Below are 12,434 nucleotides of genomic sequence, written 5' to 3' on the forward strand. Positions count from 1 at the left end.
GATCACCGGTTGTTCGAGAAGGTGAACATGGTCTGCAGCGCATACATCACACGATCCAGCAGGAACCCGATGATACCGATGGTGAACACCGCCACCATGATGCGTGCCAGCGATTGGGATGATCCGTTCTGGAATTCATCCCAGACGAATTTGCCAAGACCAGGGTTCTGTGCAAGCATTTCGGCGGCAATCAACACCATCCAGCCAACACCAAGCGAGAGCCGCAATCCGGTGAAGATCAACGGCAGTGCCGAGGGCAACACCAGTTTGGTGATCTTGGTGTATGTGTTCATTTTCAGAACGCGGCTGACGCTCACAAGGTCCTTGTCGATGCTGGCGACACCAAGGGCGGTATTGATTAGCGTGGGCCAAAGTGAACAGAGCGTCACCGTAATGGCCGAGATCAGGAAAGACTTGGAGAACATGCCGTCGCTGGTCGTGTAGGTGGCCGAAACGATCATCGTGACAATCGGCAACCACGCCAGCGGTGAAACAGGTTTGAAAATCTGGATCAGCGGGTTCAGCGCGGCATTGGCCGTGGCCGACAGGCCCGCGGCAATACCCAGTGGAATGGCTACGATCGAAGCGATCAGGAACCCGAAGAACACGGTTTTGATCGAGGTCCAGATTTGATCGTAATAGGTCGGCTTGCCTGTATAGACACGGTCGCGGACCTTGTCGGTATCGCCGTTGGCAATATGCTCGGCGTTGCGTTCATCCTGACGTTGATAAAACGCCGTCTCGCGTTCGCCTTCGCGGATCGCATCTTGGCGCAGTTCACCCACTTGCTCCCAGACCTGCACGGGGCCGGGGACCGCACCCAGTGAAGTTTGAACGCGCGGGGCAAGCGCGCCCCAAAGCATGATGAAGACAGCGATTGCCAACAGCGGAACACCCAGCAAGCGCCAGATTTCACCGGCTTGGGCGCGTGGGTTGTCGCCTGCGGCGGCGCGCAGGATCGGGGTGATCCATGACAGGCCCAGCACGCGAAACCACGCGTCGGCCTTGTTGATGCGGGCAAACCGCCGGATGCGGCGTTCCTCGGTGTCGAGTGTGGTGGGGTCAATCGCGGTCATATCGGGTGTCCAACTGCAGCTTTTGAAAAGAACGATGGGGAAGGGCGTCCACCCGACAACGGGGTCAGGTGGACACGGATGCGTTAGCCCTGGATTTGGCCGTCAACGACGCTTTGACCGGATTTCAGGCCAATCGGCAGGCTGTCGATATACGCGTTGGGTGTGCGGCCATCGAAGGGGATCGCGTCAATGATGTCCTCGGCGGGTGTCGCGGCTTTGAAACCGTCGCTATCCCATGGAAAGTCGGCCTCATTGGCCAGACCGTCGTCCACCAGCATCCGTGCGGCTTCAAGATAGATGTCGGGGCGATAAACCTCGGCTGCGGTGTCGAAATACCATGTATCCGGCTTTGTCTCGGAAATCTGACCCCAGCGGCGCATCTGCGTCAGATACCAGATCGCGTCAGAGTAGAACGGATAGGTCGCGTTGTACCGGAAGAAGACGTTGAAGTCAGGGGCGGGGCGGACATCGCCCTTTTCGAATTCAAAGAACCCGGTCATCGAGTTGGCGATCACTTCATAATCCGCACCGACATATTCGGGTCGCGATAGCATCTCGACCGCTTCAGGGCGGTTGGCGTTTTCGTTTTCGTCCAGCCAGATGGCTGCACGGATCAACGCTTTGGTCAGGGCCAGCGTTGTGTTGGGGTTCTCTTCGGCGAATTCCGCCGTGATGCCGAACACCTTTTCAGGGTTGTTCTTCCACATGTCGTAATCGGTGATGACGGGCACGCCGATATTCTTGAACACGGCCTGCTGGTTCCACGGCTCGCCCACGGCGTAGCCAAAGATCGTGCCAGCTTCCATTGTTGCGGGCATTTGCGGCGGCGGTGTCACCGACAAGAGCACATCCGCACCGATCTGCCCCGAGATATCCTGTTCGCTATAATACCCAGGCTCAAGACCCCCGGCCGCAAGCCAATAGCGGATTTCATAGTTGTGGGTCGAAACGGGGAACACCATGCCCATGTTGAACGGCTCACCCCGGTCAAGATAATCCTCGACCACGGGGGCAAGCGCGCTTGCGCTGATCGGATGCTGGGGACGGCCATCATCCATGGCTGGAACATTCGGCTTCATCTGCTCCCAGATTTCGTTCGAGACGGTGATCGCGTTGCCGTTCAGGTCCATCGAAAACGGTGTGATGATATGCGCTTCGGTGCCGTAGCCGATTGTAGCGGCCAATGGCTGACCGGCCAGCATATGCGCCCCGTCAAGCTCGCCACTGATGACGCCGTCCAGCAAGACCTTCCAGTTCGCCTGTGCCTCAAGAGTGACAAAAAGGCCTTCGTCCTCAAAGTACCCCAGCTCATAGGCAACGGCCAAAGGTGCCATATCTGTCAGCTTGATAAAGCCGAGGGTCAGATCTTCTTTTTCCAGATCAAGGGACTGGGCCGCAGCCGACGTCGCCAAGAGGCTGGAAGTGGCCAAAAGCATCGCGAAAGTATTTTTCATATTTCGTTCCTTCTACGGCCCCGAAGGGCAAAAACAAAAAAGCCGCGCGTAAAGATCACGGGGGAGGAGGTCCGTTTTCTCTACGAGCGGCTTTGCTCTTATGTGGTGCGCGACCTGCATCGGTCAGCGCGATTTAGTGGGCTACGTTGCCCCTTGTTGTCATGATGGCTGTGCGGCCGCAGGCCTTGCAATGCAAATGCTGCAATGCCGCATTGATTTCTGCCGCGATGCAGAAACTGCCCAAGTTTTCATCGTTTTTCACGCGGAAAATCAAAGGTTCTGCCGTCAAAGAAAGCATCTTGTGCAAGAATCATATGCCCGCAAGTCGAGGCGACAGCGGTTTCGAACCGCAGCGCACCTTCGACCTTTTCGGATGCGCCGGGCATGTCGACCCCAATCCCGCCAAGGTTCTGGCGATACAAATCAGAGCGAAAACAGGCCTTGGCCTTTTCAATGCCAGCGGCATCCGCGCCAAGCTGCTGGGCGATCCACGCGGCCTGACTGCGCCATGGAAAGGATGCGGCATGTTTGTGGAACTGCACGAAATGCGCCACCGGTCGGGGCGCATCGTTCAGTCGGGGGGTGATCTGACCCGACAAGGCGGGATCAATAAGATCGGGTGACATGCTGAGATGTTCGCTGCGCGCCAGTATCTCGACGGCCAGCGTCCGGTTCTTGCGTGCATCTAGCCAAGCCGAGGCCCGATAGACCGCCCGCATCAGCCGACGCGCGGAATCTTCGTTTGCCCCCGCCCAATCATGGCGCACCGCCAGCACCTTTTCGGGGGCAAATTTCCACACGTCGCTGCCTGTCATCATCAACTGCCCGACGTTCTGCTGAACCGCCACGCTGCCCCATGGCTCGCCGACCCAGAACGCATCCACGAACCCATCTGCAACCGCATCGGCCATGCGCGGGGGCGGCACGGTGATCTCTTCAACCTCAAAGCCCTCAACGGTCGCGGTCCAGTAGGACAGCAACAAGCGATGCATCGAATAATGAAAGGGAACGCCGATCCGGAGTGGTCCAGACCGGCGCGCCGCAAGCGCCGCCAAGAGCGCCCGCGCATCCCCGAACGGCAGCGCGCCCAATTCGGCCGCGAGCGCATGGGAAACCCCGAACACCGTACCGTTCACCGACAGAACCATCAGCGTATCGATTCGCGCGGGCAATCCGCCCAGCCCGATCGACATGGCAACCGGCATCGGGGACAGCATATGTGCCGCATCCAGATGGCCGAGGGCCAGCATATCGCGCAAGGCCGACCAAGACGGCTGCGCCACAAGATTAAGCGCAAGTCCTTCTTCAGCGGCAAAGCCGAGGTCTTTGGCGATCACCAAGGGCGCGCAATCAACAAGCGGGACATAGCCGCAATTCAGGACGATATCGCTCATGAAAGCAGGTCCGCTGCTGTGACCAAAGCCTGAGCCACATCGATGACCTTGCGGTTCTGGCCCATCGCGGTTTTGCGTAGCAGCGTGTAGGCGTCGTCCTCCGACATATTGCGCTGACGCATTAGAATACCCTTTGCGCGGTCGATGGTCTTGCGATCCTCTAGCGCCTGTTTCGCCGCATCCAGTTCCGATTTCATTTGGCGCATGACCTTGAAACGCGCGATAGCCGTTTCGAGTACGGATTTGATCCGCTCCATCTTCAGCCCATCGACGACGTAGGCGCTGACCCCCGCATTCAACGCGGATTGGGTCAGGTTGTCGTCGGTCTGATCGACAAAAAGCGCCACGGCACGTTTCGTCGATTCCGTCGCATATGAAATATGTTCAAGCGTATCACGATCAGGATTGGCCAGATCGATCAGAACGATATCCGGGATAAACTCGCGGACTGTCCGCTCCAAACCTGAAATCTGCGCCAGCGCCCGCACGTCCGACCAACCTGCGTCTGACAATGCGGTAATGATATCCTGCACGCGCTCAGGATCAGGCTCAACGACAAGAATGCGCAGGTCACGGTTCATGACGCCTTCATTTGTCCCGGCTGCGGGAACGTCAACTGCCTGACCGCGGGGCACTTTCACCTAGATCGTGCCAGCGCACCAAAAGCGGGCACCCCACGTCCAAGTGCCTAACTTTCTTGCACCTTGCGAGCGTCGTGGGTCCAAGGGGCGTCGCAACGAAAGGCGCTTTGACCCTATGAAACCCGGTATCGTGAAAGCTTTGTGTGCTGTTTTCACAGGCTCAACGCAGGCCATTCTCCGTAAGCAGGTGCTCCTCGTGTTCAATGCGATCGGTGGCACGCAATCACTTTTGCTCTGCCAAGAAATCGATCAAACGGCGCGTGAGTTTTTTCTGCGGGCCAGAGTCCGGCCAGACAGCATAAACTCCCAATGAGGGGAGCGACCACTTTTGCGAAACCTCAACCAACGCGCCGGATTTCAGGTCAACTTCAATCTCATTTACAGGCAGGTTCATCACCCCAAGGCCCTGTAGAACCGCTGCGCGCCCCGCTGTTATTGCGTCCACTTCAAGCCTGATGTTTTGCAACGTGACCCGCATGTCCTCACCCCCTTCGCGCATTGTAAATGTGTCGGGCAACATGGACAGCGAGATGAAATCGCATGCGACGAGGTCAGTCAGCGTCTGAATTTTCGGTCTGCTGTTGAGGTAGTCGGGCGATGCAACAATCTTGCGGTGAAACGTGCCCAGACGGCGACTTTTCAGGGTGCTGTCGGCCAACTGGCCCAATCGGATGGCAAGATCAAAGCCTTCGCGCACAAGATCAATGGGTTTGTCCCCGCTGTGAAGGGAAATGGCGACCATCGGATGCGCCTTGGCAAATCGCCAGACGGAATTGTGCAGTGTGCTGTTCATCCCGAAGGCTGGCATCGTGATCCGCAGTGCACCGACAGGCTGTTCGCTGTCATCTGACAGTGCGTCAAGCGCTTCGTCACCCGCCGCAACCATGCGCGTGGCTGCACTAAGGATCTTTTGACCCTCGCTCGTCAGCGTCAAGGACCGGGTCGAGCGAAAGAAGAGCGGCACGCCAAGCCGGGCCTCCAGCTTGGAGATATGATGACTGATGACAGAGGTCGACAGTTTCAGGCGTCGGCCAGCCGCGCTGAAACTGCCCGCCTCATGCACTGCGACAAAGACAGCAAGGCCGCGGTAATCGTCGCTCATCTTTCTAATCCGTCAAACATAACTACCAATCATTATGGGATAATCGAAAACTTCTTTGAGGTCTATCTGTGGGTTCGACACACAAGGAAGAGCGCAGATGACCCAAACCACCGCAATCGTCACAACCCAAAACGCCAGCCGCTACCTGCAGAAGCTTTGCAAGCATTTCGCCCACAAGGTCGAAGTCCAGTTCACACCGGAAGCGGGCCGCGTGTCCCTGCCTTTTGGAACCTGCAAGTTCCATGCAGATGACACCCAACTAACCATGATCGGCGAAGCGAAGCCCACTCAACTGCCAAAGATCGAACGCTTTCTTGGCGATCATCTGGCGCGCTTCGCGTTTCGTGAAAACCCAACCATCACGTGGACACGATCCGCGTAACCCCACCACAACAGAGAGGACGACACCAATGGAAACACCTATGATATCCCGTAGAAACCTGCTCAAAGGCACGGCGCTGACCCTGGGGGCGGCGTCATTGCTGCGCACAGCCCTGACACCGAGTGCCGCTCTGGCACAAAGCGGTGACATGCCTCCCGGCACGGTGCATCGTTTTTCGAAAGGCGGCGTCGGCTTTCACACCTACGTTTCACCCGCCATGACGGTGAATGTGACGTCCCACATCGTGGAATTCGACGATCAGCTGCTGCTTGTCGACGCAACGTTCATGCCGCCGACCGCGCAAGAGGTCAGCGCCTTGATCGCCTCGACCGGCAAGCCGGTCGGACAAGCCATCATCAGCCACGAACACCCCGACCATTGGGGCGGCGCGCCCATGATCGACGGTGTCACGTTCAATACGTTGCCCGAAATTCGCGAAGGGCTGCGCGCCGAGGCCGAGGGCGGCCAGTTCGGTATTCCGACAAACGTGCTGGACGGCGGCGATATCGCGCCGGGCATGACCGAGATGTCCGGCGTGCCGGTCGAGTTTCGCCACTATCGCGACAATGAGGCGCCGCATATGCTGGTGACCGTCTTGCCCGAACAGCAAGTCGCAATCGTCCAGGACCTTGTTTACAACGGTATCTTCTTTGCACCCGGTGTGAACCGCACAAACTGGATTACGACGCTGGAAGAAATGCGCGACGACCCGGCGTTCGAAACGCTTCTCGTGGGACATGGCCTGCCAACCACGCGCGGAGAACTCGACACCGCAATCGCCTACATCAAGGTACTTGATGATGCGATGACCAATGCCGCGACGCCTGATGATGCGATTGCGCAGATCAAGGCGGCTTACCCCGGTTACAGCGGGGACTTCCTGTTGAGCCTGATCGCGGAATACTGGTCGCGTTAGTGTAGGACGGGCCGCGGTGCACGCTGCGGCCCCTTATTTTCCCCTTGGAACAGGACTGGCGCCAACGCCCACTACGGCCATGACCCCTTGCTTTGAAATGTTGAAAGACGCAATCAATTCCCGTGCCTTCATCTGGGGGCTTTTGGCACTGCCCTCTATCCCGATGATCGGCGCCTTGTTAAGCGCTGAGCCAAGTGCCGGGCAATCGGTCGAAGAGATGCTGCTGCATCCGACCGGCGAATTTTCGGCGCGTTTTCTGATCACCACGATGATCCTTAGCCCGATGCGGATGCTATTGCCGAACTCTGGGTTTTGGCGCTGGATGTTGAAACGCCGCCGCTATTTCGGCGTCGCGGCGTTTGCCTACGCAGCGCTTCACACGGTGCTGTATGTCATCGATATCGGGACCCTTCGCGCCCTTTTGGGTGACGCGCTGGAACTTGGCATCTGGACTGGATGGCTTGCCTTTTTCGTCTTCTTGCCATTGGCTGCTACGTCAAACGATTGGTCTGTGCGCAAAATGGGACCGACGTGGAAGCGGCTGCAACGCTGGGTCTATCTGGCCGCGCTCGCCACGCTTCTCCACTGGATTTTTGTCCACAACAACATCGGTCCGGCCTTGGTGCATTTCCTGCCGCTTGCCGCCTTGGAAACCTATCGCATCTGGCGCAACTGACTGCGGCACAGAACCGCGCGGCCAACGGCCTGAATTGCGCGCTATTTTGTGGCTGTCAGCTTTTTGTCAGCGATCGCACCCATTGTGCCGCCGCCACATCGCCTCGTTGTGGCCCTCGGGGATGTTTGCGCAAGGATCATCAGAATACCCGCGCAGGATGTTGTATCGATCGATTTGTTCGATGGTCAGAACATCCAACGTCTGTAGATGACTGGACAGATGGACAAAGCGAAGGTTAGCGCGGGCATTACCAGCAGCGTTCACCAAAGCCACAAGTTCGGGCGCGTTGAGCCTTCCCCGGGTGAAGGCAGCGTTGAGCGCGCGTTCTGCGGCGATGAATTCGGTGCCTAGCGCTACGGCCTCTTCTTGCATCTCCTGGAAAATCAATCCCATACGGGCGATCTGATCAGCAGACAAATCCAAGTCTTCCGCGAGTTCCAGAACGTGTGCTGGACCAGGATGTCCATTTAACTCTGCCGCCAGAGCAAAACCCCAACCACGACCCGCTTCCAGGTCCGCGATGTCACTTTCCGAAAGCGTTGCTATCTCCCGAGTTTCCAAGCCCGCATATGGTATTTGCGTCTCATCGGCGGCACTCTGATGGCTCACCGCTGCTAGGGCGAGAGCGAGGATGATGTATCTGCGCATAATCTACTCCTGTCTGGTGGGAGTTCAGCATAGGCAGCGCTCAGACGATATGATAATTATCATGTTGTGGAAAACTTTTTAGATACACTCTTCGAGGGTGCAGACGTCCAGCAAAAGGACCCGAATACGTATCTGTTCCTCGCGGGAGACGCAGTGCGCTTTGTGCATCTCATTGAAGACGGGGCCGTTCATCTCGAGAGATTGCAAATCAATGGGCAGGTGATGTGTTTTCAATGGGCGCGTCCAGGTGATGTCCTCGCAGAGGCCTCGATCTATGCGGAAGCCTATCATTGCAATGCCAGGATTGTGGAATCTGCGCGAGTGCGGAGGCTGTCTGTCAAACGATTGATCAAACGATTGGAAGCTGAGCCCAGTTTATCGTGGGCTTGGCAGGCGCGGTTGGCCCGGACAGTCCAAATGACGCGCCTTCTTGCAGAAATCAGGGGGCTGAAGACGGTCGAGCAACGCCTAGACGCCTGGATGGACCATAGTGGAGCTCTACCCACCAAGGGACAATGGCAGAACGTGGCACGGGAATTGGCGGTCTCGCCGGAGGCCTTCTATCGAGAGATTGCCCGACGTCGCTTACACAAGGCGAACGCCGGATCGGACTAACTAATCGCAGCCGACCCTGGCCTTATTCTCAAGATGCTGTGGTCGCAGCCCGCTTTGTGGTCATTCGCTGCAAGCGCGCAACGCGGACTTTGTTGAACTTACCAATCGCGGGACGTTGTTGTCTTTGAATCCAACAGCATCAATTTCCGCTTCTGGTCCACGAGGGGATCAATCAGTTCTGTGGACAGACGCCGCAAAGCAACCGGGCTTCGCATTGTGAAGGTGAATGTAGGCGATCTCTGGCTTCTCGAGTGCCTTGGAGATTACTGACGACACCGTATTGCCCGGAACGACATCGGCATCGACCATCATGTGATCGAAGTCGAACAGACGAACGGAAATCAACCGGGATCGAATGACATCCGGCACATCGTTTATTGCGATCTCGGCTTGCTCGACATGTTCTCTTACAAAGATCGCATGGCTCGCCTGATACGGGCTTTTCTCGGGCTGATGCGCGTAGTTCAGAAGGATGACGGTCTCCCCGACTTCGGCTTCAGCCATGCTTACGCGACAGGGTGTTCCGGGCTTTGCAGTCACGACTTGCCGACATGCCTGATGTTCCGCGAGTTCAGCATTAGTCATCTCAAAAAGGTGTTCGAACTCGGTCTTTGGCAGGGCTTTGATTTGGAAGTTCATGGGTGGAGCGCTCCTATTGTGTCACTCTCCGAATACGAAATCCAAACCCGTCGGGGCGACCCGATACTTGCTCTATCGTCCGCGTGCAGTCGTTGAGACCAGTTGCAGCATTGGTCGAAGTGGACTCTTCCAGCACTTTTGCCGTGCAGATCACGAAAGGCCGGTTCGCGGCGTATCGACTTTCGCTTTACCGCGCACGAACTGGTAACATGCGGAACAAAGCAGACCTAGCCGTGCACGTCGAGAGGTTCGCTTTTGGATTTCTGGTTAAGAAACGGTACTGCGTTCATTTCAAATGAAGGACCGAGAGGGCATCATTCGTTCCAATGTGTGATGCCGCAGCAGCGCCCATTCCACCACCGACACAGTTCCTTAAGGGCTGATGTGAAATATGGCGGTGATTGTCACTCAAGACACAGGTTAGATAATGCTGTCCCAGACTCAGGTTGATTTGATCCGGACCTCTGCAGAGGTTCTTGCTGAAGCAAATGTTGCAGCAACGAATGTATTTTATGCGAACCTTTTTAGGGTTGCACCTGGTGTCCGCAACCTCTTTTCAGAAGATATGTTTGAGCAAAGTGAAAAGCTGTGGAACACAATTGTGAAGGTGGTCGAAAGCGCAAGAGACCTAACAGAAATCGAAGCCGATCTTCACGCGCTCGGCGCACGACACGTCCACTATGGAGCAGAGCCTGGCCACTACGTCGTCGTCACGGATGTTCTGATTCAAACGATTTCCTCGATGATGGAAGATAAATGGACCGACGAAACCCAAGCCGCCTGGAAAACAGCTTTGGAGGCTGTCTGCGCAACCATGCTTGAAGGCGCAGCGCAGCGTGTCGCTTAGTAAGTTAGTAGAAGGCACCTCGGTCGAGAGCCTTACACGAAGGTGCCTGACCCAGCTCGTTCAAGATGCATGCAGGCTACAGGTCTTGAGCCACAAGTTCGCACTGCTGAGTGTCGCGTCTGACACCTTGAGCCGCGACATGCTTGCCAGCCAGTTTCGAGCCCGTGAAGCGTTACAAGAGTTCTTGGCAACCCGGTCAAGCCTTAGAAATTCTCAAGCGAGCCTTCTCAGTGGATGCGATGCAGCACTTTCAAAGATGATTTCAGAGGCGTTCTCGCGCGAGAACGAAGCGATTTACGATTGTTTTGAGATGATCGCACGTAGTATCTGTTCGTCGCTTTCACGCGGCGAGGCCCCTTCTCGAGCTGATCTTTCTGAGCTAATTCAACTGGTGGTATGTCAGTTGTCTGATGCGAATAACGCCATCTTAGCGGCGGCGCAGTTCATCGCCGATACGGCCCAAACCGATACGGAAAAGCTCGCACTCATAGATCAACTAACGGGCTTGCCAAACCGACGCGCTTTGGAAGACGAGTTGGCTCGGAGGGAGACGACAGGCTTGCCTGAGGGCACGGCTGCTATCATGCACGTCGACTTGGATTTGTTCAAAAAGATCAATGACACCATCGGGCACGCCGCCGGAGATGCTGCGTTGAAACATGCAACGGATGCGATGGCATCCACCTTGCGAAACGACGACTTCTTGGCGCGTATTGGCGGCGACGAGTTCGTTCTGGTGCTTTATGGTCCAAGCACCGAAGAGTATCTGGCGCTACGTGCCGATCAGATCATTGAGAATATTTCGACCGCGTTTTTGTTTAACGGCAAGAGGCACCGGATCGGTGCAAGTATCGGAATTGCTGTCAAAGCCAAGGCTGATGGCACCTCTCTTGCCAAGTGTGTGATAAATGCTGACTTAGCGTTGTATCACGCAAAGAATGCCGGGCGAGGCACTTCTCGGTTTTTCACGCCGTTCTTGCGTATCCAGCAAGATCAGAAAGCCGATCTACAGTCCCAGATCAGCCTGGGAATCGATACCCATCAATTCGAGCCCTTTTTTCAGCCGCAGGTCGAGGGCAGGACGGGTAAACTCGTCGGCCTTGAGGCCCTCGCGCGCTGGCATCATCCCACACGAGGCCTACTCGCTCCGTTTCATTTCTTGCAAGCCGCTCAAGAGGCAGCCCTACTCGAAAAGCTAGATGAGTACCTCATGGCGCGGACCTTCGCATCGATGAGGCGTTGGGTTGATGATGGGCTGAATATTCCTCAGGTGTCGATCAACTTGACGGGGTCGCGATTGCTTGAGGAAAACCTGGTCGATTCGATGCTTTCTGCAATCGACAAAAGCAATTTGTCGCCATCCATGATTGGGATTGAGATTCTTGAAAGCGCGATGATCGACAATGAATCGAAACAGATAATGGACAGTATAGCAGGCTTGGCTGAAGCTGGTTTCAAGCTGGAATTGGATGACTTCGGCACTGGCCACGCGTCGATTTCAAATCTGAAGAATTTCAAAGTTGATCGTATCAAGATTGATCGAAGTTTCGTGAAAGACATCCACCTTTATCCCGAATTATGTAAAATTACAGGCGCGATGATCGGATTGGCTCATGCCCTCAGGGTGGATGCCCTGGCGGAAGGGGTCGAGACACCCGAAGAGCGTCTCGTCTTGAATGCGCTCGGCTGCGACCACTTCCAAGGCTACGGAGTATCACGCCCAATACCCAATTCTGAAATACCGCGCTGGCTTCGACGGACGCAAGAAAAGAAGGCGTTACCGCCAATTCGAAAGTAACGCCCCATTTCTGCGAAACGTTAGCGCACCCTTTGGAAACCATTCCATTCAAGATGGCAGCAAAACGGAGTAGTCGAGCGTTACGTAGAGAATTACGCCGGCCTGAACCATAATTTCGGTAAGAGTTCTATCACGTTGCCTTGACCAGACACGCGCTGCAGCTCAGAAATTGTGCAGACTGGGCCCATTGCGGCCCTCGGAGGCAGCGCAGCATCCTAAGAGATTGGCAGTTCTAGGATTAAACGA

13 protein-coding genes are annotated in these 12,434 nt (G+C 56.1%); 6 read left to right on the plus strand and 7 right to left on the minus strand.

All coding sequences use genetic code 11. The annotated features are described in order from the left end of the window. Window positions 1-2 precede the first annotated feature (2 nt). The 5 genes from BMY44_RS01520 to BMY44_RS01540 all read right to left on the minus strand — a co-directional run bounded on the left by BMY44_RS01520 (window position 3) and on the right by BMY44_RS01540 (window position 5,667). Window positions 3-1,076 (minus strand): ABC transporter permease, encoded by a 1,074-nt coding sequence (locus BMY44_RS01520; RefSeq protein WP_089989419.1) that lies wholly within the window; start codon window positions 1,074-1,076, stop codon window positions 3-5. 83 nt (window positions 1,077-1,159) lie between these two features. Further along, window positions 1,160-2,530 carry a CmpA/NrtA family ABC transporter substrate-binding protein gene (locus BMY44_RS01525; RefSeq protein ID WP_089989421.1) on the minus strand — a complete coding sequence of 457 codons (1,371 nt, stop codon included), beginning with the start codon at window positions 2,528-2,530 and terminating at the stop codon, window positions 1,160-1,162. Window positions 2,531-2,778: 248 nt separating this feature from the next. Then, complete coding sequence (locus BMY44_RS01530; RefSeq protein WP_089989424.1) at window positions 2,779-3,924, minus strand: CmpA/NrtA family ABC transporter substrate-binding protein; 1,146 nt, start codon at window positions 3,922-3,924, stop codon at window positions 2,779-2,781. Next, entirely contained in the window at window positions 3,921-4,505 is a 585-nt protein-coding gene (locus BMY44_RS01535; RefSeq protein WP_089994367.1) for an ANTAR domain-containing response regulator, read from the minus strand. The genes BMY44_RS01530 and BMY44_RS01535 overlap by 4 nt, the downstream gene beginning before the upstream one ends. Before the next feature lie 283 nt (window positions 4,506-4,788). Beyond that, the gene (locus tag BMY44_RS01540; RefSeq protein WP_089989426.1) at window positions 4,789-5,667 is read right to left on the minus strand and encodes a LysR family transcriptional regulator; all 879 of its coding nucleotides are present in this window, start codon (window positions 5,665-5,667) and stop codon (window positions 4,789-4,791) included. A gap of 97 nt (window positions 5,668-5,764) precedes the next feature. Here BMY44_RS01540 and BMY44_RS01545 point away from each other — a divergent pair, with 97 nt between their 5' ends. The 3 genes from BMY44_RS01545 (at window position 5,765) to BMY44_RS01555 (ending at window position 7,641) form a co-directional block, all read left to right on the plus strand. Then, window positions 5,765-6,049 carry a DUF2218 domain-containing protein gene (locus BMY44_RS01545; protein WP_089989429.1) on the plus strand — a complete coding sequence of 95 codons (285 nt, stop codon included), beginning with the start codon at window positions 5,765-5,767 and terminating at the stop codon, window positions 6,047-6,049. A gap of 40 nt (window positions 6,050-6,089) precedes the next feature. Next, window positions 6,090-6,965 carry an MBL fold metallo-hydrolase gene (locus BMY44_RS01550; RefSeq protein WP_165611761.1) on the plus strand — a complete coding sequence of 292 codons (876 nt, stop codon included), beginning with the start codon at window positions 6,090-6,092 and terminating at the stop codon, window positions 6,963-6,965. Window positions 6,966-7,062: 97 nt separating this feature from the next. Continuing rightward, complete coding sequence (locus BMY44_RS01555) at window positions 7,063-7,641, plus strand: protein-methionine-sulfoxide reductase heme-binding subunit MsrQ (protein ID WP_089994369.1); 579 nt, start codon at window positions 7,063-7,065, stop codon at window positions 7,639-7,641. Window positions 7,642-7,707: 66 nt separating this feature from the next. Here the strand turns inward: BMY44_RS01555 and BMY44_RS01560 are convergent, their stop codons facing one another. Continuing rightward, a complete protein-coding gene (locus BMY44_RS01560) occupies window positions 7,708-8,289 on the minus strand; it encodes a Spy/CpxP family protein refolding chaperone (RefSeq protein WP_089989434.1) in 582 nt (193 codons plus the stop codon). A gap of 66 nt (window positions 8,290-8,355) precedes the next feature. Between BMY44_RS01560 and BMY44_RS18505 the strand changes: the two genes are divergently transcribed. Further along, window positions 8,356-8,904 carry a Crp/Fnr family transcriptional regulator gene (locus BMY44_RS18505; RefSeq protein ID WP_089989437.1) on the plus strand — a complete coding sequence of 183 codons (549 nt, stop codon included), beginning with the start codon at window positions 8,356-8,358 and terminating at the stop codon, window positions 8,902-8,904. A 168-nt stretch (window positions 8,905-9,072) separates the two neighbouring features. Here the strand turns inward: BMY44_RS18505 and BMY44_RS01570 are convergent, their stop codons facing one another. Then, window positions 9,073-9,543, minus strand: coding sequence for a DUF1203 domain-containing protein (locus BMY44_RS01570; RefSeq protein WP_089989440.1), 471 nt, complete (start codon window positions 9,541-9,543; stop codon window positions 9,073-9,075). A 427-nt stretch (window positions 9,544-9,970) separates the two neighbouring features. Between BMY44_RS01570 and BMY44_RS01575 the strand changes: the two genes are divergently transcribed. Together BMY44_RS01575 and BMY44_RS01580 are read left to right on the plus strand one after the other, a co-directional pair. After that, a complete protein-coding gene (locus tag BMY44_RS01575) occupies window positions 9,971-10,390 on the plus strand; it encodes a globin domain-containing protein (RefSeq protein ID WP_089989442.1) in 420 nt (139 codons plus the stop codon). Window positions 10,391-10,475: 85 nt separating this feature from the next. Next, window positions 10,476-12,188, plus strand: coding sequence for a putative bifunctional diguanylate cyclase/phosphodiesterase (locus tag BMY44_RS01580; RefSeq protein WP_131801551.1), 1,713 nt, complete (start codon window positions 10,476-10,478; stop codon window positions 12,186-12,188). Window positions 12,189-12,434: the final 246 nt, after the last annotated feature.

Origin of the sequence: Cognatiyoonia koreensis, assembly GCF_900109295.1 — a bacterium.
GTDB lineage: Bacteria > Pseudomonadota > Alphaproteobacteria > Rhodobacterales > Rhodobacteraceae > Cognatiyoonia > Cognatiyoonia koreensis.

Bases quoted from the DNA above. Each gene is read 5' to 3' on its own strand.
- BMY44_RS01520 (WP_089989419.1), bottom strand. From the start codon at position 1,076: ATGACCGCGATTGACCCCACCACACTCGACACCGAGGAACGCCGCATC.
- BMY44_RS01525 (WP_089989421.1), bottom strand. From the start codon at position 2,530: ATGAAAAATACTTTCGCGATGCTTTTGGCCACTTCCAGCCTCTTGGCG.
- BMY44_RS01560 (WP_089989434.1), bottom strand. From the start codon at position 8,289: ATGCGCAGATACATCATCCTCGCTCTCGCCCTAGCAGCGGTGAGCCAT.
- BMY44_RS01535 (WP_089994367.1), bottom strand. From the start codon at position 4,505: ATGAACCGTGACCTGCGCATTCTTGTCGTTGAGCCTGATCCTGAGCGC.
- BMY44_RS01530 (WP_089989424.1), bottom strand. From the start codon at position 3,924: ATGAGCGATATCGTCCTGAATTGCGGCTATGTCCCGCTTGTTGATTGC.
- BMY44_RS01540 (WP_089989426.1), bottom strand. From the start codon at position 5,667: ATGAGCGACGATTACCGCGGCCTTGCTGTCTTTGTCGCAGTGCATGAG.
- BMY44_RS01570 (WP_089989440.1), bottom strand. From the start codon at position 9,543: ATGAACTTCCAAATCAAAGCCCTGCCAAAGACCGAGTTCGAACACCTT.
- BMY44_RS01575 (WP_089989442.1), top strand. From the start codon at position 9,971: ATGCTGTCCCAGACTCAGGTTGATTTGATCCGGACCTCTGCAGAGGTT.
- BMY44_RS01555 (WP_089994369.1), top strand. From the start codon at position 7,063: ATGTTGAAAGACGCAATCAATTCCCGTGCCTTCATCTGGGGGCTTTTG.
- BMY44_RS01550 (WP_165611761.1), top strand. From the start codon at position 6,090: ATGATATCCCGTAGAAACCTGCTCAAAGGCACGGCGCTGACCCTGGGG.
- BMY44_RS01545 (WP_089989429.1), top strand. From the start codon at position 5,765: ATGACCCAAACCACCGCAATCGTCACAACCCAAAACGCCAGCCGCTAC.